23 protein-coding genes and 1 tRNA gene are annotated in these 22,795 nt (G+C 60.5%); 11 read left to right on the top strand and 13 right to left on the bottom strand.

All coding sequences use genetic code 11. The annotated features are described in order from the left end of the window. Nucleotides 1–46: 46 nt before the first annotated feature. The 5 genes from KZJ38_RS08780 to KZJ38_RS08760 form a co-directional block, all read right to left on the bottom strand. Nucleotides 47–1,165, bottom strand: a complete 1,119-nt coding sequence (locus tag KZJ38_RS08780; protein WP_219799680.1) for a sugar ABC transporter substrate-binding protein — start codon at nt 1,163–1,165, stop codon at nt 47–49. 128 nt (nt 1,166–1,293) lie between these two features. Then, entirely contained in the window at nt 1,294–1,917 is a 624-nt protein-coding gene (locus tag KZJ38_RS08775) for a class II aldolase/adducin family protein (protein WP_246641744.1), read from the bottom strand. A gap of 134 nt (nt 1,918–2,051) precedes the next feature. Continuing rightward, nucleotides 2,052–3,125 (bottom strand): S-methyl-5-thioribose-1-phosphate isomerase, encoded by a 1,074-nt coding sequence (mtnA, locus tag KZJ38_RS08770; RefSeq protein WP_219799679.1) that lies wholly within the window; start codon nt 3,123–3,125, stop codon nt 2,052–2,054. A gap of 8 nt (nt 3,126–3,133) precedes the next feature. Next, a complete protein-coding gene (gene mtnK / locus KZJ38_RS08765; protein WP_219799678.1) occupies nt 3,134–4,444 on the bottom strand; it encodes an S-methyl-5-thioribose kinase in 1,311 nt (436 codons plus the stop codon). Nucleotides 4,445–4,565: 121 nt separating this feature from the next. Continuing rightward, entirely contained in the window at nt 4,566–5,261 is a 696-nt protein-coding gene (locus KZJ38_RS08760; RefSeq protein WP_246641691.1) for a GntR family transcriptional regulator, read from the bottom strand. A gap of 248 nt (nt 5,262–5,509) precedes the next feature. On the opposite strand from KZJ38_RS08760, the gene KZJ38_RS08755 reads away from it, so the two are divergent. After that, a complete protein-coding gene (locus KZJ38_RS08755; protein WP_219799676.1) occupies nt 5,510–5,929 on the top strand; it encodes a secondary thiamine-phosphate synthase enzyme YjbQ in 420 nt (139 codons plus the stop codon). Nucleotides 5,930–5,945: 16 nt separating this feature from the next. On the opposite strand, the gene KZJ38_RS08750 is transcribed toward KZJ38_RS08755, so the two are convergent. Both KZJ38_RS08750 and KZJ38_RS08745 read right to left on the bottom strand, forming a co-directional pair. Further along, entirely contained in the window at nt 5,946–6,140 is a 195-nt protein-coding gene (locus KZJ38_RS08750) for a hypothetical protein (protein ID WP_219799675.1), read from the bottom strand. A 185-nt stretch (nt 6,141–6,325) separates the two neighbouring features. Continuing rightward, on the bottom strand, nt 6,326–6,592 hold the full coding sequence (locus tag KZJ38_RS08745) for a hypothetical protein (protein ID WP_219799674.1): 267 nt from the start codon (nt 6,590–6,592) through the stop codon (nt 6,326–6,328). A 208-nt stretch (nt 6,593–6,800) separates the two neighbouring features. Here KZJ38_RS08745 and KZJ38_RS08740 point away from each other — a divergent pair, with 208 nt between their 5' ends. Both KZJ38_RS08740 and KZJ38_RS08735 read left to right on the top strand, forming a co-directional pair. Then, nucleotides 6,801–7,427 (top strand): VC0807 family protein, encoded by a 627-nt coding sequence (locus KZJ38_RS08740; RefSeq protein ID WP_246641690.1) that lies wholly within the window; start codon nt 6,801–6,803, stop codon nt 7,425–7,427. Nucleotides 7,428–7,576: 149 nt separating this feature from the next. Then, nucleotides 7,577–8,314 (top strand): Rossmann-like fold-containing protein, encoded by a 738-nt coding sequence (locus tag KZJ38_RS08735; protein WP_219799673.1) that lies wholly within the window; start codon nt 7,577–7,579, stop codon nt 8,312–8,314. 43 nt (nt 8,315–8,357) lie between these two features. Here the strand turns inward: KZJ38_RS08735 and KZJ38_RS08730 are convergent, their stop codons facing one another. The 6 genes from KZJ38_RS08730 to acs form a co-directional block, all read right to left on the bottom strand. Continuing rightward, nucleotides 8,358–8,954 carry a DUF1828 domain-containing protein gene (locus KZJ38_RS08730; protein ID WP_343223848.1) on the bottom strand — a complete coding sequence of 199 codons (597 nt, stop codon included), beginning with the start codon at nt 8,952–8,954 and terminating at the stop codon, nt 8,358–8,360. 170 nt (nt 8,955–9,124) lie between these two features. Further along, nucleotides 9,125–9,658, bottom strand: coding sequence for a hypothetical protein (locus tag KZJ38_RS08725; RefSeq protein WP_219799671.1), 534 nt, complete (start codon nt 9,656–9,658; stop codon nt 9,125–9,127). Nucleotides 9,659–10,415: 757 nt separating this feature from the next. Then, nucleotides 10,416–10,506, bottom strand: a tRNA-Ser gene (locus KZJ38_RS08720). Between the two features lie 119 nt (nt 10,507–10,625). Further along, entirely contained in the window at nt 10,626–12,644 is a 2,019-nt protein-coding gene (locus KZJ38_RS08715; RefSeq protein ID WP_219799670.1) for a sodium:solute symporter family protein, read from the bottom strand. After that, on the bottom strand, nt 12,641–12,994 hold the full coding sequence (locus KZJ38_RS08710; protein ID WP_219799669.1) for a DUF4212 domain-containing protein: 354 nt from the start codon (nt 12,992–12,994) through the stop codon (nt 12,641–12,643). The genes KZJ38_RS08715 and KZJ38_RS08710 overlap by 4 nt, the downstream gene beginning before the upstream one ends. A gap of 123 nt (nt 12,995–13,117) precedes the next feature. Further along, nucleotides 13,118–15,100, bottom strand: a complete 1,983-nt coding sequence (gene acs, locus KZJ38_RS08705; protein WP_219799668.1) for an acetate--CoA ligase — start codon at nt 15,098–15,100, stop codon at nt 13,118–13,120. 612 nt (nt 15,101–15,712) lie between these two features. Between acs and KZJ38_RS08700 the strand changes: the two genes are divergently transcribed. The 8 genes from KZJ38_RS08700 to KZJ38_RS08665 all read left to right on the top strand — a co-directional run bounded on the left by KZJ38_RS08700 (nt 15,713) and on the right by KZJ38_RS08665 (nt 22,685). Beyond that, nucleotides 15,713–16,330: a TIGR00645 family protein gene (locus KZJ38_RS08700; protein WP_219799667.1), complete on the top strand. Its 618-nt coding sequence runs from the start codon at nt 15,713–15,715 to the stop codon at nt 16,328–16,330. A gap of 55 nt (nt 16,331–16,385) precedes the next feature. Continuing rightward, nucleotides 16,386–17,909 carry a fumarate hydratase gene (locus KZJ38_RS08695; RefSeq protein ID WP_219799666.1) on the top strand — a complete coding sequence of 508 codons (1,524 nt, stop codon included), beginning with the start codon at nt 16,386–16,388 and terminating at the stop codon, nt 17,907–17,909. 229 nt (nt 17,910–18,138) lie between these two features. Beyond that, nucleotides 18,139–18,621, top strand: coding sequence for a bacterioferritin (gene bfr, locus KZJ38_RS08690; protein WP_219799665.1), 483 nt, complete (start codon nt 18,139–18,141; stop codon nt 18,619–18,621). A gap of 265 nt (nt 18,622–18,886) precedes the next feature. Further along, nucleotides 18,887–19,879 carry a glutamate racemase gene (gene murI, locus KZJ38_RS08685; RefSeq protein ID WP_219799664.1) on the top strand — a complete coding sequence of 331 codons (993 nt, stop codon included), beginning with the start codon at nt 18,887–18,889 and terminating at the stop codon, nt 19,877–19,879. Between the two features lie 290 nt (nt 19,880–20,169). Further along, on the top strand, nt 20,170–20,406 hold the full coding sequence (locus tag KZJ38_RS08680; RefSeq protein WP_219799663.1) for a (2Fe-2S)-binding protein: 237 nt from the start codon (nt 20,170–20,172) through the stop codon (nt 20,404–20,406). A 213-nt stretch (nt 20,407–20,619) separates the two neighbouring features. Further along, nucleotides 20,620–21,366, top strand: a complete 747-nt coding sequence (locus tag KZJ38_RS08675) for an energy transducer TonB (protein ID WP_219799662.1) — start codon at nt 20,620–20,622, stop codon at nt 21,364–21,366. Between the two features lie 121 nt (nt 21,367–21,487). Beyond that, on the top strand, nt 21,488–22,246 hold the full coding sequence (locus tag KZJ38_RS08670; RefSeq protein WP_219799661.1) for a MotA/TolQ/ExbB proton channel family protein: 759 nt from the start codon (nt 21,488–21,490) through the stop codon (nt 22,244–22,246). A gap of 16 nt (nt 22,247–22,262) precedes the next feature. Further along, nucleotides 22,263–22,685: an ExbD/TolR family protein gene (locus KZJ38_RS08665; RefSeq protein ID WP_219799660.1), complete on the top strand. Its 423-nt coding sequence runs from the start codon at nt 22,263–22,265 to the stop codon at nt 22,683–22,685. The last annotated feature ends 110 nt before the right edge of the window (nt 22,686–22,795 follow it).

Here is a 22,795-nt window from a genome sequence, read left to right as displayed (position 1 = left end):
CACGAGGGACTTCGACGCGACGCACGCGCCATGCCGATGCCGCCGCTTACTGGCTGACTTCGAGCGACCACAACCCGTATTTCTTCACTTCGTCCGAATCGATGTTCGCCTTGTCGATCAGAAGCGTCGGCCACGCGTAGTTCGCCGGCACCTCCTTCTTCGCCATGTAATCCGAAATGAAGCTCAGTGATTTCGCGGCCATCTGGATCGGGTTCTGCGAGATCGTCGCGTCCTGCTTGCCCGCGCGAATCGCGGAAAGCGCCTGGGCCGTGCCGTCCGCGCCGATCACCATGATGTGTTCCTTATCGCCGAGCGGCTTATAGCGGCCCGCGTTGTCGATCGCCTTTTCCGCGCCGACGGTGTTGTCGTCATTGGCGCCGAACACTGCATCGATTTGCGGGAATTTCTGCAGGATGTTGGTCATCGCGTTCAGCGATTTTTCCTGATCGAAGCCACCCTCCTGACGCGCGACAACCTTGATGTCCGGATACTTCGCGATCTCTTCGCTAAAGCCCTTTTCGCGGTCCGTCGCGGCCGTCGTGCCGACGAGGCCGATCAGGTCGACCACATTGCCCTTCGGCGAGCCATAGCGTGCCTTCAGCTGATCGGCGATCCACTTGGCCCCCGTCTGGCCGAGCGCGACGTTATCCGATGCGACGAACGACGTGACCTTGCCGCCGTCGGAACCGCGATCGAGCGTAAAGACCGGCACGCCCATCTGGTTCGCCTTCTGCACCGCCGGAATGATCGCCTTCGAATCGATCGGATTCAGCACGAGCGCGGTGACGCCCTGGCTCAGCAGATTGATCGCATCGTTGACCTGCTGCTGCGCGTCGCCGTTCGCATTCGTTTGCACGAGTTCGAAGCCTTCGGCTTTCGCGCCCTTCTCGACGCCAAGCTTCAGGCCCACGAAGAACGCATTGTTCAGCGTCGAGACGGAGAAGCCGATCTTCGCTTTGCCGCCGTTCTCGCCACCGCCCGACGCGGTCGTGGCCGGCGCCGCACTTGCCGCGGCGGGCGCGCTCGTGTCGCTCGCCGCATTACTGCCCGACGACGATTCGTTCTTCGAACAGCCGCTCAGCACGGCGGCGGTGCACAGCAGCACGGCGGCGGCCGACGGGCCGAATGAGGTCCAGCGATCGAATCTTCCTGCGTTCCAGGCCATGAATGTCTCCATTGTTCAAGTTGTGTGCGCCGTGTCGGCAAGGCCGGTCTGGCGTTCGTGCAACGAAACTGCGGCAAACGAAACTGCGTTGCAAAACCCGGTTCCTGACGCGCGCCGTGCGTTACGCGTCAGGAACCGTCGCTGCCGCTTGCGCGGCGCAAACCATAGTTGCTGAACTTCTTCACCACCTCGGCGATTTCGTCGTCGGACAACACCGGCGGCGTGCCTAGCTGACTCGCGAGCAGATACTGCTTCGCGAGCACTTCCACTTCATTCGCCAGCCACAACGCCTTCGCGAGATCGCGGCCGAGTGCGATCACGCCGTGATGCGCGAGCAGACATGCGGTGCGGTCTTTCAGCGCTTCGAGCGCGTAGTCGGACAGCGCCTGGCTGCCGAAGGTTGCATACGGCGCGCAGCGGATCGAATTGCCGCCCGCGGCCGCCACCATGTAGTGATGCGCGGGAATGTCCCTGCCATGTATCGCAATCGCGGTCGCCGCGCTCGAATGCGTGTGCACGACGGCGCCGATTTCAGCGCGTGCGCGCAGGATGTCGCGGTGGAAACGCCATTCGGTTGACGGGCGGTTTTGCGCGAAGACCGGCGCGTCGGCTTCGACGTCGAAGGGCAGCCATACGATTTCACCGGCGGTCAGCGCGCTGGCGGGCACGCCGCTTGGCGTGATCAGCAAGCCTTCGTTGAAACGCGCGCTGACGTTGCCGGACGTGCCCTGATTGATACCGAGGCGTTCCATTTCATGCGCGGTGTGCACGATTTCGGCACGCAATGCGGCTTCCTGCGAGGTCGGCGCATTCCGCGTGGAGGCAGGGTTGTTCCGCGCGCTCGCGCCGCTCGCGCCGCTCATGCCGCGTGCGCCGCGTGTGCCGCTCATGCCGCGGCTCCGCCGAACAGCGCCGCAAGATTCGCGTCGAACGGCGTGCGGACGATGCCGCGTTCGGTGATGTAACCCGTCACGAGATCGTGCGGCGTCACATCGAACGCAGGGTTACGGACCTTGATTCCCGCGGGCGCAATTGGCTTGCCGACCAGATGCGTGACCTCGCTGTCGCGGCGCTCTTCGATAACGATGCCGCGACCGGTCGGCGTCTGGAAATCGAGCGTCGACGATGGGCACGCGACATAGAACGGCACGTTGAAATAGCGCGCCGTAATCGCGACGCTTAGCGTGCCGATCTTGTTCGCAAAGTCGCCGTTCGCGGCCACACGATCCGCACCGACGATCACGACATCGATCAGTCGTTGCGCCATCAACGATGCGGCCATGCTGTCGGTGATCAATGTGACGTCAACGCCGGCCTGCTGCAGCTCGTAGGCGGTTAAGCGCGCGCCTTGAAGTAAGGGTCGCGTTTCGTCAGCGTAGACGCGGAACGCGACGCCTGCGCGCTGCGCGGTATAGATCGGTGCAGTTGCGGTGCCAAGACCTGTCGTTGCGAGCGCGCCGGCGTTGCAATGCGTCAGCACGCCGCAGCCAGGGGTGATCAACGGCGCGCCGTGCTGACCGATGCCTTCGCATAGCGCTTCGTCTTCACGATGGATGCGCGTTGCCTCTTCGACTAACGCGCGATAGAGCGACGGCGTGTCCATGGCGGTCGCGCGGTCCGCTGCGCGCAGCATGCGTTTCAGGCTCCAGCTGAGATTGACCGCGGTCGGACGCGCGCTGTCGAGATAGACGGCCTGCTCTTTCAAGGCGGCGCGAAAGGCATCGAGCGGCAGATGCCGTGCACGCTGCACCGCGACGCACAAGCCGTATGCCGCGGCCACACCGATGGCGGGCGCGCCGCGCACACGCAATTCGTGAATCGCACGCCAGACGTCCTGCGCGGTGCCTAGCGTTTCGATTACCGTCTCATTCGGCAAGCGGGTTTGATCGAGAATCCGCAGGCTGTCGCGTTCCCACGCGAGCGTGGCCGGCAGATTCGGAAAAAGCGACGGCGAAACCATGCATGCTCCTATTTGTAGTGCGTCGCCTGAATGTCGCGCGCTAGCGTGATGACGTCGTCGATCGATGCAATCGAATGCCGCTCGACGAGCAGTCGCTCCGCGCATCGCAATGCGCGCACTTCGACCGTCGCGCGCAATGCTTCATCGGCAATACTTGTCACATCCGCGACCTTCGCCATGCCGACGATGCGCCGGATCATCTTGCAGCCCGCAAAGCCGAGCGAGGCCGCGAAAAGCCGCTGCATAAAGCGCGCGCGAAAGGCTTCGGCGCAGGCGCCGCCGCGGTCGTCGCCGATGAAATGGCTTTTGCGGCGGCTTTCATGCTCGCGCCATAGCGCGGCGAACTGGTTGGCAAAGCCGTTCCAGATTTGCGTGGCCTGTTCGAGCAGCCAGTCGCGATACGCCAGTTCTTCAGCGTTCGCTTTCGCATTCGTTTGCGCGTTCGATTTCGCGTTCGTTTTTGTGCGCGCGCCGTCGTCGTGCCAGTCGCGCGAGAAATAGGCGAGCAGCAAATTCGCCAGCACCGCGCCGACATCGAAACCCATTGGCCCGTAAAACGCGAACTCGGGATCGATCACGTAAGTCTCGTCCTGATTGACCATGATCGAACCGGTATGCAGGTCGCCGTGCAGCAGCGTCTCCGCGTCGTTCATGAACGACCACTTCATCTCGCCGACGGCGACGCGTAACGCGGGCGACTTCCATAGCCGCTCGATTTCCGCGCGCGGAAACGCGGCGCTATAGACGTTCGATGCGTGGTCCTCGAACGGATAGGTGAAAACGAGGTCTTCGGTGATCTTGCACAGCTCGCTGTTGATCGCGGCGCTGACCGCCTGCTTCTTCACGTCCGGCGCGAGATAGAGATCGGAGCCGAAAAACAGCGTATGCGCGAGATAGGTGGACAGATGACCGGCAAGCTTCGGATAGACGATGCCGTCCATCAACCCTTGCCGCAGGATCCGATGCGACGACAGCCGTTGCATCACCATCAGGAAGCGCTCGTTGTCGGCGTGATAGACGCGCGGCACATGCTGCGGACACAGCGCGCCGAAGCGCCGTAGTGCGGCCACCTCGCGCTCCATCCGATGCCGCGTCAGCGGCCACGTCTTACCGACCAGGCGCAGAAACGGCGGCGCCTGCTTGACGACAACACTCTTCTCGGGCGTCTTCGTATTGCTCGCGAAGTAGACGTAGTTCAGGTTGCCGTCGCCGACCTCGGCAATGTCGAGTTCGCCGGGCTCATTGAGCAGCGCATAGACCGACGGCACGCTGCACAGATAAGCCGATAGCTCGTCACAACTCATTGCCTCAAATTCCATGGACTGTCTCCTCCACGGTTGAACCGCAATGCCCGGTTCGTTCACTGGCGCTTTTACGCCAGGCTTTTAGCGCTAAGCGCTTACGCCAGGCCGCTTACACCAGGCACTACGCGCCGGCGTGTTATCGCTTCTTGCGAACCAGGTCGAACTTGAAGATGCTCGTGTTGTAGTAGTCGTTGCTATAGCAAAGCGGCTCGCCGCTTTGATCGAAATCCACTTCGTCCAGCAGGAGAAACAGACCGAAGCCGTCGCCGAGTTCGGGCAGATCGCGCGGCGTCAGGATGGTCGGCTGGATCGACGTATGCGTATGCGACAGGCGGCGGCCCGTGCGCGCGAACATCGCAAACAGCGACTCGCCGAGATCGCCGCCGGCCGCATCGAAAACAGCCTTCGGCACGGTATCGATGCAATACGCGGCAATCGCGTCGTCGGCGCAGCGGACACGTTCGATGCGCACGCAATCATCGCCGACGTTGATTTGCAGTTTGCCCGCGAGGCTCTCCGACGCCTTGATCTGCTCGATCTGAATGCGGCACGTGGACGGCACCGCGCCGACGCTGCGAATCATATCGGTCACAGACATCAGATCATCAAGACCGCCCTGCAATCTAAGTGAAATTTGTCTGATGAAGGTGCCGCGACCCTGAACCCGCGACAGCAGACCATGCGAAATCATCTGCGCGACCGCTTCGCGAAGGCTCGACCGCCCGACCCCTAACAGCTCGCAAAGCTCCATTTCAGTAGGGATCTGGTCGCCCGGCTTAAGCGAGCGTTCGCGAATCATCGACATCAGCGATTCCTGGATCTTCTCGCTCATCGAGTGTTCGACGGACAGGCGCATAGATGTCTAATGGGTACGCTAACGGACCGAATATACATCAGATGTCTGATGTTTCTGTGGGTGTTTACCCGTGGTTGTACAACGATGATCGAGCGCAAGCGTTAGGCGCTTTGCGATTGCTGCGAATGCACAGCGCCGCCTATGCTTGAGCTTTAAGGATTCTTTTTGCTTTGATTGCTTTGCATGGCCGCCTCAACTGTTGCGGCTGCTTTAGGGAGTTTTAGATGCTACAAGCGCTTCATCATCTGCACGTGCGGGCGCGCACGCGCGGGCTCGTCGATATCACGAAGCAGATCAGGCAGTTTGTTGCGGAACAGGCGATCGAGGTCGGCTTGCTGACGATTTTTTGCCGGCATACGTCGGCTTCGCTGCTGATTCAGGAGAACGCGGACCCATCGGTGCAAAGGGACATCGAGCGATACTTCGCGACGATCGCGCCCGAAGACGCGCGCCGCTACGAGCACGATACGGAAGGACTCGACGATATGCCCGCGCATTTGCGCACGGCATTGACGCAGGTGCAGTTATCCGTGCCCGTCGAGGAAGGACGCCTGGTGCTCGGTACGTGGCAAGGCATTTACCTGTTCGAGCATCGGCGCGACCCGTCGACGCGCGATATCGTGCTGCATCTGCTTGGAACCTGACCGGGTTGACGGTCTGTCAGTCTTCCAGACGCTTGAGCTCTTCATGCGCCATGCGCTCGAGCTCTTTTAGCGTGAAGTCGTTGACGTTCATGCTCGATTGAAAGTGAATCTGCACCTTCGCGGACTCGCCCGCCGGATTTTGCAGAACCACGAAGACGGTATTTGGATGGACGTCGCGATTGATTGTGACAGTTGTAATTCTGAGCGTCATTCACTGCTCCCCGGTTTTGATCTTCTTTTAGCTTACCCGAAGCTTGAGTATGACGAAACCCGTAAGCTTGCTTAGGTCTTGCTGGCTGCGGCGGTGCGTCAATTTGTCTCCTCCTGCGATGTCGTGATTTTGCGTCATCGCGACAGGGTTGCCGCCTCTCTTACGGTACTGACAGCTAGCGCCGGTCAGTGAAGCTCGCGCGGCGGTCGATCCGCTGAGGGCTGTGCTGAATACCAATCGTCAATCGACGTCACGGCATTGCGCTCGACGATGCTCATCGCCATCAGCACATCCATTTTCAGCTTCGGGATTGTCACGTCGACGCCCGGGATATGAGCCTGCCTTGTGCGCTCTTCAATGCCCTCGATCGTGGCCTCGCAATGCCATTGAGTGCCGGTTGCATCGGGCGCCATATCGACAGTGACCCGAAAGCCACGGTGATTGAAAGCCATAAATCCTCCAGATTCCTAACAAATCGCAAGAGCGCTCACCGCGAGATGCGGAGAGGCCGCGACTATACCTCTGGTGGAGAAGTTGTTCAGCGACGCGGGCGCTTGTATGGGGCCGTGCGTGCGCCCGCTTCTTACAAGGATTTGACGGCAAGTTGAACAGATATACTCCGGATGCTTTCTTGCATCTCGCTCGCGACACCTGACCCACTTGAAGCAGGAAGTCACGATGATCCCCTCCGTTCGTTATACGTTGGCGTTTTTCATCAATGTTGTATTGCCGACGGCGGCGTATCGCATTGCTTTGCCGCATGTCGGACTGCTTGGTGCATTGCTCGCCTCTTCCGTTCCGCTGCTCGCGTGGATCGGTATCGATCTTTTGCGTTATCGACACTTCGATGCGTTGAGTGCGCTCGTGCTGGCGAGTATCGCGATGTCGTTGCTGGTCTTTGCGTCTGGGGCTGCCGATGCATTGCGCGCGGCGCGGGAGCCTTTGGTGAGCGGCATTGTTGGTTTGTCTTTTTTGCTGTCGCTTCCGCTCAATCGGCCGCTTGTTTTTTATCTCGCGCGCTCGACGCTGTCGCGTGAGCGGCAAGGACGCGAGGCCGAATTCGATGTGATGTGGCTGAGTCGGCCAGCGCTCGCGAGATCCATTCGAGTGATGACGGCGGTTTGGGGTATCGGCCTCGTTTGTGAAAACGTCGCGCGGCTAGCGGTGGTTTTGTCGTTTGACAGTGATGACGCGCATCGTGTCTCGACCTACGTTGGATATGCGGTGTATGTCGCGTTGACGGTGTGGACGATTGTTTATCGGCATATGGTTATCAAGAGGCAGTGAGGCCTTGCTGCTGCGTTCTCCGGTCTTGTCTTCGTCTAACTTCCAGCTAATTCGCTCGCTTTAGTCTTGGTCATGCAGGCTTGCTCGATCGCTGTGCGTTCGCTTGAATTTGAATGCCAGGCGTTTGCCGCTGCGCGTGACGGGCCTGCATGTCCAAACAATTCTATCTGTGGAGCGACATCATGCTTGATCGTTCACCACTGACGACATTGCTCGAAACGGCTATTGCGAAGAAACCTGCGCTGGCGTTTTACGCCGGTTATCAGGACACGCTCGAAGCCATCAATCGCGGCGGACACTTCAATTTTGCAGGGCTCGAGTTGATGGTGCCTGGCGGCGTGTATCCGCCGCGGCCTGGCAGCGCGACGGAGTTCTTTTGCAAGAACTGGTCGGCTGCGGGACTCAGTGAACCGACGGGCTCCCTGCTTGAACTCGGCTGTGGTTCTGGCGCGTTAACGCTTCATGCCGCACGGCTCGGTTGGCAAGCGACGGGATCGGATATCGATGAGCTTGCGGTAGTCGCGGCGCGGCACAACGCGCAACGCAATGGGCTCGAGGCTGAATTTGTCTGCTCGGATCTGTTTGAGGCGTTCAAAGGACAACGCTTCGATGCGGTTATTTTCAATCAGCCGTTCGTGCACAAGCCGATGGTGAGTGTTGAGGAACGGACGCTGGCGAGTGCGAATGGGGAGTTGACGAGGCGGTTTTTTGATGAGGCTGCGGGTTATCTACGGCCGGGCGGGAAGCTTGTTTTCTCTTACTCGAACTGCTCAGATGACCAGCTGCTCGATCGACCGGATTGGACGATGGAGCTTATTGCGTGTGATTACGATGCGCTGGGGCAGTATTGGAGGGTGTTGGTGGTGGGGCGGCCGAAAGCGGGATGATGACGGCGTCGTCGATCTATTCGTTCCGCCGATCAACGCTTGTCTATGCGGCCAAAACCCGCTGCGACCAATCGGGCAAGCCGCCAAGCGTAGTAATCTCGGCATTCTGCGCGAGCAACGTCGCAGCGCGTCCGAACTCCGCCGCGCCGGCTCCGTCCTCGAATACCACGACCCGATTGGTAACCGAGTCTGCCTGCTTCACGTCGGCCAGTTTGCCGTAGACCTGATGAACGCGGCCCCAGTCAATTTTTTCACCGCTAAGTAGGGCGATTGGCTCGATCAGGAATATGGAATCATTTGCTGACCGTAATGCCAGTGGAAACTCGACGGCATGCCCGCTGATGCCAATCACACGATAACCGGTCTTGATACGGCCTTGGCCGACGCTACCTGCCAACGTCTTCTCCACAAGCGAACGGAACCTGATGTGATCGAGCTTTGGCATCCATTTTTCGCTTGAGAACGAAAGGGACATCGCTAATTTCACAGCGTCCCATAGCGCGACTTCGGCCTCGTCGATTGGTCCAGACGCCGTAATCGCCAAATCCGGGCCGAAATGCGCGAAATGCACGCCGGCGGTTTTGTTGAGGACATCGAGCCGTGACTTGGTGATGTCGACCCCGGATTGTGCTGCGTGCATGGCGCTCTCACCTCCGTCCGTAAGGTAGAAGGTGCCTTCAGACGGTTGAGCAAGATAGAACGTTGCATGACGGCCGTCACGGCCCAACGTGAAAGGCGCAACCGCTCTCACTGCACCTGTTCCTGCTGGGATGCAGTGCCACCCTGTAATTGCACGAAGTCGGTCGCAGTTCATATGTTCAAGCTCAGTTGCATGCCGTTGAGTGAATGCCTGAATCCATCAATGAGGGATAAATTGGCCAAGCCGAGGAAGCGGTTTACGAGCAATTCTATGTCATTGAGGTCTTCATCGACCGGCTCAGCGTATCCATATCCCTCATCGCACCAACGGTGAAGATGAAATCGTCCGCGAAGGGTCTTCCTGTACCACGCCATGCCCCGCCCTACTCTGTTCGAATGAGGTGTGTTGTCAGCATCGAGTGCGAATATTCGTTCGCCTCCCGCCAGTATGGCGGCGTTATATATGGGCGCAAACTCTATGGATGCTGTCCCAATGGCCTCCGTCTTCGCCGCGCGAAACTGAGAGCGAAAGAAGAGATCTTCGCGAATTTCGCTTTGGATCCTGCAAACGGAAACGAACTCAAGCCACTGGGGATTCGATGCGCTTTTCTTCCGCACCCATTCCATCGGACGTATCGTTAATTTATGCGCGTGGATTAAAGCCTCGGCTTCTTCCGCGCTCAAAATCGGAGAAGGCTTCATCATTGGTTATCCGACCACTCGTTTTGATTAAATCGTATTCCACCGTTTAATGCCCAGAGCGCAAGGGCTTCAACCGCATAAGATCATACGCGCCGGGAGCCAGAGATGGTATCAGTCTTTTAGCTCGCACAGATCAACTCTTTATCTTTAGAGTGATTCCGCAGAAGGCTTCTGAGACGGATTGTCTTTCTGGCGTGCCGATCATACGGGCTGTGGATACCAGTTTCCCAAAGCTCTCTTATTTGCAGTTTTGATATACCCAATGATTCTCAATAGCTTATCCACTACCTTGGATCATTCTTATATTCAAGCAACTACGTGTATGGTTGCAATGTTTGATAGTCCATGGTCCCGCTCCCTTCTTGAAAATTACCTTTTATCGGCGGGATCAATGCAGATGGTGCCCGCCGGAAAATCACGGAGCGTGACGCAATTGCAGGGATGGAGAACGGAAAATGGACGTTCTTTGTAGTTGGTGGTGGTCAAGTCGCGGAGAGGATTACGAGTTTGGTTTTCAGAGCAAGCAAACAGATCGACTTGTTGCACACACAACGAAAATTTTGTGAAATGACACTACGCTTCAAGTCATGCAAAGACTCCAACCTATCCATATAAGACGCGATCGATATCGATAGTTTTTCCGGAGCTATGGGCGAAACATCTTTCGAGGCAGAGACCTGACAACCGGTGACTTCGAGGTAGTCAATCGACCACCCCAAAAGAAAAAGGCTCCGCAGATGCGGAGCCTTCCATATATTCCTGGCGGAGAGACGGGGATTCGAACCCCGGATAGGCTATTAACCTATACACGCTTTCCAGGCGTGCGACTTAAACCGCTCATCCATCTCTCCGGCGGGGACGCGCATTATAGCAAACTCCTGGGCGCGCGCCCATATCCCGAACAGCCGACGGCCGGACGGGCCTATGAACCTCCGCGGAACGGCAACGCAACTGCCCACCCAGCACCCGCTCAAGGGTGCCGGATATAGTCCACCAACGCCCGCGTATAAGCATCCGGCTTCCGGTCCACCAGACTCACCACAATCGCCACCACAAACCCCGCCGGCACACCAAACACGCCGGAACTGATCGGCTCGATCCCAAACCATCTCGGTCCCGCAAACCCCGTCATCTGCGTGAAGTACGGATACGTCGACACGATGTAATACACGCACACCGCAAGCCCCGCCACCATCCCGGCCACCGCGCCCAGACGCGTCGTCCGCTTCCAGAACACGCCCAGCACGAGCACCGGAAACAGACTCGACGCCGCCAGCGAAAACGCCGCGCCCACCAGAAACAGAATGTTCCCCGTATTCAACGACGCGACATACGACGCAAACAACGCCACACCCAGCAGCAGAATCTTCGAGATCGTCACGCGCCGCTGACTCGATGCCTCCGGATCAACCATGTGGTAGTAGACGTCGTGCGACAGCGCATTCGCGATCGTCAGCAACAGACCATCCGCGGTCGAAAGCGCCGCAGCCAGCGCGCCCGCGGCGATCAATCCCGACATCACATACGGCAGCCCTGCGATTTCCGGCGCCGCCAGCACAACCATATCGGGCTGCATCTGGATCTCGCTCCAGCGCACGATGCCGTCGCCGTTCAGGTCCGCGATACTGATCAGATAAGGCTCGACCTTGCGCCACTGCATCACCCACTGCGGCAAATCCGAAAAGCGATCGCCGACAAGATTCGTCAGGATGTCGTACTTGATCAGCACCGCAAGCACCGGCACGGTCAGATAGAACAGCGCGACAAAAAACAGCGTCCACCCCACCGAGCGCCGCGCGGACGCGACCGACGTCGTCGTGTTATAGCGCGTCAAAATATGCGGCAGGCTCGCGGTCCCCAACGAAAGGCACAGCAGCAGCGAAAGAAAATTGCGTTTGTGCACGCGTCGTTCCTCTTCGCCTTCATCGGGAAACGGCTCGTGCATCGGCACGGGCGGCGCAGCCAGCGCAAGCAGTTCGTCGCGTTGCTGCGTCCATACGATGCGCGCCGCGGCCGCGTCGCGTGGAAACCGCGCAAGCGTGCGTTCGAGTTCCGCGATCTCGCGCAGCGGCCCGTTACGCCGGCGCAGTTCATCGAGCCGCTGCGTCAACGCGTTCTTCTCATCGACGAACGACTGCGGCAACGCGTCGATCTCCGTCTGCATCTGCGCCGCGCGCTGCCGATACACATCGCGCACCGCCTGCTCCTGCGGCGCATTGCGCACATCGCGCTCGAGCGCTTCGACACGCTCCATCACGCGCCCGTAGTTGAACTGCGGCACCCAGCCGAGCCCGTCCTTGTGCGCAATCATCGAGACCGGAATCAGGATCGCGGCAATCAGAATGATGTACTGCGCGACCTGCGTCCACGTCACCGCGCGCATGCCGCCCAAAAACGAGCACACGAGAATGCCCGCCAGTCCGCAGAAAATCCCGATCGCGAAATCGACGCCGATAAAGCGCGTCGCAATCAGCCCGACGCCCTGAATCTGCGCAACCAGATACACGAACGAACAGAGAATCGCCGAGAGTGCCGCGAGGCCGCGCACCGCGTTGCTCGAAAACCGCGTGCCGAGGAAGTCGGGAATCGTATAGCGCGCGAGTTTGCGCACGTACGGCGCGAGCAGAAATGCGACGAGGCAGTAGCCGCCCGTCCAGCCCATCATGTAAGCGAGGCCATCGTATCCAGTCGCGTAGAGCGAGCCCGCCAGACCGATAAACGATGCCGCGGAAAGCCAGTCGGCCGCGGTCGCCATGCCATTGAACGCCGACGGCACGCGCCGCCCCGCCACGTAGTATTCGACGAGATCCGACGTGCGCGACAGCAAGCCGATCACGGCATATACCGCGATCGGTACGAACAGAAACACGTAACCGACCCACATGCCGGGCCCATTCGCCGCTTCAATGCGCCACGCAATATAAATAAAAAGCAGGAAGCCGAGCGTATAGATCGAATACGAACGGATCAGCCGATGCGCGAGCTTCATCGGTTCGTTTGCCGCGCGGCGGCATCCGCTTCGAATGCGCGCTGCAATGCGCGGTCGGCGAATTGCATCGATACGATATAGACGACGATCAGCGCCAGGTAGACGAGAATCGCGCCTTGCGCGCCGACGTAGAACGGCAAGCTGAAGCCGAAAAGCCGCACGCCCGCCAGCCCGCGCGAGGCGGCCGGCACGATAAACGATACAACGAAGCCGATCACCATCAGCGTCGCGATCAATAGCAGATTGAAGCGCCAGTAACGCCGATGCGCGAGCGCCATCGCCTCTGAAACCGGCGGCGGTTCAGGCGGTGGATTAATTGTTTGTCGGTTAGAAGCGTGTGGCGCGGCCATGCGCCTATTTAACAAAAAGCCGTTGCGCACGCAATCAGGATTGTCCGCGCAACGGCCTTTTGTACCCCTGCAATACTACCGTCGTGGTATTGCTGTACTGCCTTCCAGAGCGCCTCGTTTAACTCAGCGCGATTCGCCCAGCTGATCGAGAATCGCCGGATTCTCGAGCGTCGAGACGTCCTGCGTAATCTCCTCGCCCTTTGCCAGCGAGCGCAACAGACGCCGCATGATCTTGCCCGAACGCGTCTTCGGCAGGTTGTCGCCGAAGCGGATGTCCTTCGGCTTCGCGATCGGCCCGATCTCCTTGCCGACCCAGTTGCGCAGGTCGTTGGCGATCTGCTTCGCTTCGTCGCCTTCCGGACGCGAACGCTTCAGCACGACAAACGCGCACACCGCTTCGCCGGTCGTATCGTCCGGGCGCCCGACCACCGCCGCTTCGGCCACGAGCGGATTCGCGACCAGCGCCGATTCGATCTCCATCGTGCCGAGCCGGTGACCCGACACGTTCAGCACATCGTCGATACGGCCCATGATCGTGAAGTAGCCGGTTTCCTTGTCGCGAATACTGCCGTCGCCTGCCAGATACAGCTTGCCGCCCAGTTCTTCGGGGAAGTAGCTCTTCTTGAAGCGCTCCGGGTCGCCCCAGATCGTGCGGATCATCGATGGCCACGGGCGCTTCACGACCAGAATGCCACCCTGCCCGTTCGGCACGTCCTGCCCCGTTTCATCGACGACAGCCGCCATGATGCCCGGCAGCGGCAGCGTGCACGAGCCCGGCACAAGCGGCGTCGCGCCCGGCACCGGCGTGATCATATGGCCGCCGGTTTCCGTCTGCCACCATGTATCGGCGATCGGGCAGCGCGAACCGCCGACCTGCTCGTAGTACCACATCCATGCTTCGGGATTGATCGGTTCGCCGACCGTGCCGAGCACGCGCAGCGAAGACAGGTCGTAGCTCTTCGGATGCACCTTCGGGTCCGCGTCGGCCAGCTTGATCAGCGAACGGATTGCCGTCGGCGCCGTGTAGAACAGCGTGACCTTGTGCTTCTGGATCATCTCCCAGAAGCGGCCCGCATTCGGATACGTCGGCACGCCTTCGAACACGACTTGCGTCGCACCGAGCGTAAGCGGTCCGTACGCGATATAGCTGTGGCCCGTGACCCAGCCGATATCCGCCGTACACCAGAACACGTCGGTCGGCTTCCAGTCGAACGCCCATTTAATGGTCTGCGCGGCCCATAGCAAATAGCCGCCGGTGCTGTGCTGCACGCCCTTCGGCTTGCCCGTCGAACCCGACGTATAAAGAATGAAAAGCGGGTGTTCGGCGCCGACCCATTCCGGTGCGCACTGGTCGCTTTCGCTCTGCGCGACTTCATGCATCCACAGGTCGCGGCCTTCGTTCCACGCTACCTTGCCGCCCGTGCGGCGATAGACGATCACGCTCTTCACCGCCTCGCAGCCGCCCATCGCGAGCGCTTCGTCGGCAATGTTCTTGAGCGGCAGCGCCTTGCCGCCCCGCATCTGTTCGTCGGCGGTGATCAGCGCGATCGCGCCGACGTCGACGAGCCGCTCGTTCAGCGATTTCGACGAGAAGCCGCCGAACACGACCGAGTGCGTCGCGCCGATACGCGCACACGCCTGCATCGCGACAATGCCTTCGATCGACATCGGCATATAGATAACGACGCGATCGCCCTTCCTGATGCCGCGCTTTTTCAGCGCATTGGCGAAGCGCGATACACGCTGCAGCATGTCCTTGTAAGTGACGCGCGTGACGGTGCCGTCGTCCGCTTCGAAGATCACGGCGACGCGGTCGCCGTTGCCCGCTTGCACGTGGCGATCGAGGCTGTTGTAGGACGCATTGAGTTCGCCGTCGTCGTACCACTTGTAGAACGGTGCGTTCGATTCATCGAGCACCTTCGTGAACGGCTTGTGCCAACTGAGCGTCTCGCGCGCGAGGCGCGCCCAGAAACCTTCGTAATCACGTTCCGCTTCGGCGACAAGCGCCTTGTAAGCGTCCATGCCGGATATCGTGGCCGCTTTCATCGTTTCGGCGGATGGCGGGAATACGCGGCGTTCCTGAAGAACGGATTCAATCGCTGACATCGACTACCCCTTGGTGAAGATGAAACGTAAAACCTGTGCCGGCGTGATGTGGGCACGCCGTATGGCGCGAGCTTGCGCGTGGCTCTTGCGAACGCCGCGCGGCGCCTGTCTCCTTACCCTCGTGCACAACGAAGCCGCTTGATGATCGGCGCGATCCGGCGCGGTGCCGAAACGGGCGCAATGCGAACGCGCGTGCGGCGGCGCAACATGGCGCCTTTGTCTGCCCGCGCGTACCGCACGTATGAGCCCGAGCCCAGATTAGCGCGCTTCGTGTACAAGTCATATAACACTTTATTGACCCGTTCCCGTGCCAAATTAAGCGCTGCAACTTACCGTGCACTTACGCGGCTTCGCGCATTCGGGTCATCCCCTAGGCGCGGCGTTGCATGGTGAAACCCGCTCCCGCCATGCTAACTGAACTGGCCATTTCCCTTCCAGCAACGCCGCAACCTGCATGCCCATCACGACCAATCGGCGTCACTATCCAGACCGACGCGGCGCTGGCGGGTGTCGCGGTACAATGTCGCGCCGCACGCGGGGATGAAACCGAAACCCGCCCGACGTAGCCCCAGCCGGCACCGCCGGCGCCTTCTTCCGCGATCCTGACCGCCTATGTCCGCCTCGAAATTCGATCCCGGCAGCCGCTCTCCCCGCCGTCGCATGCGCCCTCTGCCCGCCGTCATCTTCATGAGCCGCTGGCTGCAGGTGCCGCTGTATCTGGGCCTCATCGTCGCGCAAGCGGTGTATGTGGTGCTTTTCCTCAAGGAGGTCTGGCATCTCGTCACGTCGGCGATGAAGCTCGACGAAACGAGCACGATGCTGGTCGTGCTGAGCCTGATCGATGTGGTCATGATCTCGAATCTGCTGATCATGGTGATCGTCGGCGGCTACGAAACGTTTGTGCAGCGGCTTGGCGTCGAAGGCCATCCCGACGAGCCCGAATGGCTCGACCATGTCAATGCAGGCGTGCTGAAGGTCAAGCTTTCGATGGCGCTGATCAGCATCTCGTCGATTCATCTGTTAAAGACCTTTATCGATCCCGACCAGCGCAGCGAGCACGCGATCCTATGGCAGGTGATCATTCATCTGTCGTTCCTCGTGTCGGCCGCGGTGATGGCATGGGTCGACCGGCTGACGACGCGTACGCATCCCGAGCACTTTCACGAGCCGGCGCCGCACGCACCGAAGCCCTCCGAGGCAACCGATTTCTCCTCCCCAGAAGGCGCATAAGTGATGGCGCATTCGCGATCACGACAAAAAACGCCAAAGCCCCACTGAGCTAGCTATGACCGTTATCAAACAGGAAGACCTGATTCAGAGCATTGCCGATTCGTTGCAATACATCAGCTACTACCACCCGCAGGACTATATTCAGGCGCTCGGCCGCGCTTATGAGCTCGAAGAAAGCCCCGCTGCGAAGGACGCGATCGCGCAGATCCTGACCAACAGCCGCATGTGCGCCGAAGGCCACCGGCCGATCTGCCAGGACACGGGCATCGTCACGGTATTCGTGAAGGTCGGCATGGATGTGCGCTGGGACGGTGCGACGATGGGCGTCACCGATATGATCAACGAAGGCGTGCGCCGCGGCTATATGCATCCGGACAACGTGCTGCGCGCGTCGATCGTGAGCCCACCCGAGGGTGCGCGCAAGAACACGAAGGACAACACGCCCGCGGTCATTCACTACGAGATCGTGCCCGGCGACAAGATCGATGTGCAGGTCGCGGCGAAAGGCGGCGGCTCGGAAAACAAGTCGAAGTTCGCGATGCTGAACCCGTCGGACTCGATCGTCGACTGGGTGCTCAAGACCGTGCCGACGATGGGCGCGGGCTGGTGCCCGCCGGGGATGCTCGGCATCGGTATCGGCGGCACCGCCGAGAAAGCGATGCTGATGGCGAAGGAATCGCTGATGGATTCGATCGACATCCAGGACGTCATCGCGCGCGGCCCGAAGGACTGGATCGAGGAACTGCGTGTCGAGCTGCATGAGAAGGTCAATGCGCTCGGCATCGGCGCGCAAGGTCTCGGTGGTCTGGCCACGGTGCTCGATGTGAAGATCATGGCCGCGCCGACGCATGCGGCGTCGAAGCCGATCGCGATCATCCCGAACTGCGCGGCCACGCGTCACGCGCATTTCACGCTCGACGGGTCGGGCGTCGCGAAGCTCGAAGCGCCGTCGCTCGATGCCTGGCCGAAGGTGCAATGGACCGCGAACACCGAAACGAGCAAGCGCGTCGATCTGAATACGCTCACGCCCGCAGAAGTCGCGAGCTGGAAGCCGGGCCAGACGCTGCTGTTGAGCGGCAAGATGCTGACGGGCCGCGATGCCGCGCACAAGCGCATCGCCGACATGCTCGCGAAGGGCGAGAAGCTGCCCGTCGATTTCACGAATCGCGTGATTTATTACGTTGGCCCGGTCGATCCGGTTCGCGATGAAGCGGTCGGACCCGCGGGCCCGACCACGTCGACGCGCATGGACAAATTCACCGAGACGATGCTTGCGCAGACCGGTTTGATCTCGATGATCGGTAAGGCCGAGCGTGGCCCTGTTGCGATCGAATCGATCAAGAAGCACAAGGCCGCGTATCTGATGGCCGTGGGCGGCGCCGCGTATCTCGTATCGAAGGCGATCCGCAGCGCGAAGGTGCTCGCCTTCGAAGACCTCGGTATGGAAGCGATCTACGAGTTCGATGTGATGGATATGCCGGTGACCGTTGCAGTCGACTCGAACGGCACCTCGGTACATCAGACCGGGCCGAAGGAATGGCAAGCGAAGATCGGCAAGATTCCGGTCGCAACGGCCTGAAATTTCATATTCGCCTTAAGCGGCTTAAGCAGTTATCCGCTTTAAAGAAGCAAAGCCGGGGCTTGAAGTCCCGGCTTTTTTTCGCTCAGTGCGATCTCGTAAATCAACGCTGTGACATTGATTTACGCGAACGATTCTCATCAGCAACATCTGTCCTTGGCATTTTCGAACCGGACGTTTATTGTTGTGGAAAATCAAATCTACCCGGTCTCCAAGAGGAAATACCATCATGCAAGGCGACAAGAAGGTCATTGAATATCTGAACGCCCAGTTGAAGAACGAACTGACCGCGATCAACCAGTATTTTCTGCACGCGCGGATGTACAACCACTGGGGCCTCGAGAAGCTCGGCAAACACGAATACGACGAGTCGATCGGCGAGATGAAACACGCCGACAAACTGATCGAACGTATTTTCATGCTCGATGCGCTGCCCAATCTGCAAGACTTGCACAAGCTGCTCGTCGGCGAAGAAACCAAAGAGATTCTCGAGTGCGATCTGAAACTCGAGCAAGGCTCCCAGGCGACGTGCAAGGAAGCAATCGCCCATTGCGAGTCGGTGCGCGATTTCGTGTCGCGTGAAATTTTCGTATCGATCCTCGAAGACACCGAAGAGCATATCGACTGGCTCGAAACGCAGCTCGACCTGATCGACAAGGTCGGCATTCAGAACTATCAGCAATCGGGCATGGGTGACTCGGTGGAGTCGTAAGCACGATGCGGTAATCAATGCGCGGGACGCGGTCGATGGTTTTGTCTGGCCGCGTCGCGCGTATGCGATGTTGCTGCATGCTGGCTTGCTCCCGTTGTGCTGCTGCTGATGTCCTGATGTCCTGATGTGCTGCTGTGCTGCTGTGGCTGCTTTGTTCTGCTTTTGACCTGCTTTTGTCCTGCTTCCAACCTGTTAAACTGCCGGCCACTTGCATCGCGCTAGCCATACGCCGCGCGATTTTCGTAGCGAGCCCTTTCTCCTTTCCATGACCGCTTCGCCATCCGCTTCGATCGTCGTCACCGCCTCGCCGTCCGGCGCACCGGCGGCGGACGGTGTCGCGGTGGCCGGTTCGCATGCGCCGGTCGGCATCTTCGATTCAGGGCTGGGCGGCCTGTCGGTACTGCGTGCGGTACGCGCGCAACTGCCCGACGAAGCATTGATCTACGTCGCGGATTCGCGTTACGCGCCGTACGGGGAGCGCGACGACGATTTCATCGCCGAGCGCACGCTGGCAATCGGCGAATGGCTGATCGCACAGGGTGCGAAGGCGCTCGTCGTGGCCTGCAATACGGCTACCGCGCAATCGATCGCGCTCGCGCGCGAGCGCTTGCCGATTCCAGTGATCGGCGTCGAGCCGGGCATCAAGCCCGCCGCGCTGCAGTCGAAGACGCATGTCGCCGGCGTGCTGGCGACGCAAGTCACGCTGCGCAGCGCGCGCTTTCTCGCGCTGCACGAGCGCTACGCGGCCGATTGCACGTTCCTCTGCCAGCCGGGCCACGGTCTCGTCGAAGCGATCGAGCGGTGCGATCTCGATTCGCCCGCACTGCGCGCGCTGCTCGACGGCTACCTGCAGCCGATGCTCGATGCCGGCGCGGACACGCTGGTGCTCGGCTGCACGCATTATCCGTTTCTCGATGCGACGATTCGCGAACTCGTCGGCGACCGGCTCGCGCTGATCGACACGAGTGTTGCGATCGCGCGTCAGCTCGAGCGCGTACTCGAACAGCATGGTTTGCGCGCGGTTTCCGGCGCGCCGGCAGGTACGCCGCGCTTTTGCTCGACGAGCGACGGGGCGCATCTGCAGCAGCTATCGCGCACTCTGCTCAATATTGAAGCTCCCGTGGAGCGCGTTGCGATTCCGTCTAGTCGGACGATTGAGCTCGAAGCGGCCGAGGTCGAGGCAAAGACGGCTACGCAAGGCGGCGGGATACTCGCGGCGCTGGCGCCTACCTCGCGCCCTGAACCCGAAGCGGCCTGAGCTTCCGCCTTCCCAGCGTCTTTCCCGCGGCTTCCCTGAGCATTCCCGCCGTCCGCCCTTCCCGCCCTTCCCGCCCTTCCCGCCCTTCCCGCCCTTCCCGCCCTTCCCAGCCTTCCCAGCCTTCCCAGCCTTCCCAGGCTTCCCGCACCCAGCGTGCGGCACACCACGCCCAGCCGGCGAAAACCCTGCCAGGAGGCTGGTTATGTTACAAAATTCCGCACGTAGCGCTTGCCAAACGGCGCCTACAAAATGATAATAATTCGCATTAACGTTGCCTATCGCGATCCACCATGATTGTCTGCGTGTGCAAATCCGTCTCCGACCGGAAAATCCGGGCATCGATCGCCGAAGGCATCGATACCTTCGACGAGCTGCAGTTCGAACTCGGCGTCGCCATTTGCTGCGGCAAGTGCGAGGAGTCCGTACGCGAGGTGATGGCGCAAAGCGGCGTCTGCGCGAGCCGTTGCGGTATCGAGCCGGCTGTCGAGGCCGTCCCGCTGACTTTCTACGAACGCCGGGCCGCGTAAGATCTGCCGGCGCGGCAGTCTCCGCGCTCAACCGCCGTCAGCAAGCCACCGTATCCAGTCATTGGACTCAGCCAGCGAAACGATTCCTCGAGGAACCCGAGATGGAATTGCTGATTGGTTTTGTCACAACGCTGTTCATTTCGCTGCTTATATTCCGCAAATGACGTCGCTTTGCCTGACGTGCTGCATCGCCGGCGCGCCGCTACGCTAAACATGCAGGCTTCTTCCCCAATCACAGCAGGCTTCCCGCCCGCCGGTTCAGCCCGGTTCAATCCGCGTCTCGTCGCGGCGATCGTCGCCGTTCTGGCCGCGCATTGCGTCCTCATCGTCATTGCGTTGACGATGCGCGAAAAGCCGCTGCCGAAACCGGTCGAGTTGCGCTCGATCACCGCCGAATTGCTGAGCCCACCGGCCCCGCCGGTAGCCGCCCCCGCGGCGATCCAGTCGACGCCGACGCCGCCGCCGAAACCCACGCCGCCCGTGCATCGCGAAAAGCCGAAGGTACAGCCGCGTCCGACGCCGGTGCAAAAGCCGACGCCGACGCTGCCCGAAGCGGCCGCGCCGTCACAGCACGAGATCGCCTCGCCCGAGCCGGCGCCGCCCGCGCCGCCTGCCCCCGCTGCGCCGCCTGAAGCAGCAGCGCCGCCCGCGGCCGCGAAGCCGACGCTTGCGTTGTCCGCACCGAAAAGCGTGTCGCATCTCGATTGCAGCATCTCGGAACCCGACTATCCGGCGTTGTCGCGCCGCCGTGGCGAAAGCGGCACCGCATACGTGCGCTTCGTCGTCGGCCTGACGGGCAAGATCGAAAACATCGAGCTGAAAAAGAGCAGTGGTTTCGACCGGCTCGACGATGCAGCGATGTCGGCGATGCGCTCGAGCTCGTGCAAGCCGTATCTGGAAAACGGCCAGGCGATCCGCGCAACGTACACGCAACCGTTCGAGTTCGGCCTCAAGGATTAACCTCACGGATTGAGCCGGGACATTCCAGCGCACTCCAAGGCACTCCAGAGCACTAGGCGCAGGACTCGATCCGCCTGGACCGTCGAACCGCTGACGCAGTTTTCAAAAAGAAGGAATGGCAATGCAAAACTACGGTATGGCCCACGTGTGGGCACAAGGGGATTTCGTGACGCGCGGCATCGCGCTCGCGCTCCTCATCATGTCGGTGCTGTCGTGGACCGTGATCGTCGTCAAGAGTCTCGGCGTGATGCGCCTGAGCCGGCTCACGAAAAACGCCGAGCGCTCATTCTGGCATTCGGACGATCTCGCCGAGGGCATCAAGAAGCTCGGCAGCGGCAAGTCGACGCCGCAAGACAATCCGTTCCTCGCGCTCGCGCTGTCGGGTCAGGAAGCCGCCGACCATCACCACCAGACGCAACCGCATCTGCATGACCGCATGGATGTGTCCGACTGGATCACGCGCTGCCTGAAAGACACGATGGACGATTGCGTCGCGCGCATGCAAAGCGGTCTCGCGATTCTCGCTTCAATCGGCAGCACCGCGCCGTTCGTCGGCCTGTTCGGTACCGTGTGGGGCATTTATCACGCGCTGCTGACGATCGGCGCGACCGGCCAGTCGTCGATCGACCAGGTGGCGGGCCCGGTCGGCGAGGCGCTGATCATGACCGCGGCGGGTCTGTTCGTCGCGATTCCGGCCGTGCTCGCCTACAACGCGCTGACGCGTGCAAACAAGGGCATCGTCACGAAGCTCAATCGCTTCGCGCACGGCCTGCATGCGTTCTTCGTGACCGGCGCCCGTCTGTCGTCGTCCAAGCGTAGCGCAGATGGTCTGCGGCTCGCGACGCAGCGCCGTCCGGCCCACGCCGCCAATGCGAACTGATTGACGAGGCACTTCGATGGCAATGAGCCCTTTCGCCGGCGATGACGACGACGGCCTGATGAACGAAATCAACATGACGCCGCTCGTCGACGTCATGTTGGTTCTCCTGATCGTCTTCATGGTGACGATTCCGGTGATCCGCCATGCAGTGAAGATCGATCTGCCGCACGCGAGCAGTCAGAAGGAAGACACGAAGCCGGCGCAGGTCACCGTGTCGATCGACGCGGACGGCAACGTGATGTGGGACGAGAAGAAGATTTCCGATGAAGATCTGCGCGCGAAGATTGCCGCCGCGGCCCAGCAGACGCCGCAGCCGGAACTGCATCTGAATGCGGATCGTAAGGTTGCCTACGAGAAGGTGGCCGATGTGATGTCCGCCGCGCAGGCAGGCGGTCTGACGAAAATCGGCTTCGTGACGCAACCGGCCGGGAAACCCTGAGCATCAGGCATTGCAAGCACTGCACCGAGCAGACAAAGTAAAAGGCCTTCATCGTCGGATGAAGGCCTTTTTTCCTTGCGCACTCGGCGCCTTCGGGCGGCGGGATTACT

The sequence above is a fragment of the Paraburkholderia edwinii genome (genome assembly GCF_019428685.1).
Lineage (GTDB): Bacteria > Pseudomonadota > Gammaproteobacteria > Burkholderiales > Burkholderiaceae > Paraburkholderia > Paraburkholderia edwinii.
Note: the sequence above shows the minus strand (reverse complement) of the source record. Positions and strands in the feature narration are given on the sequence as shown.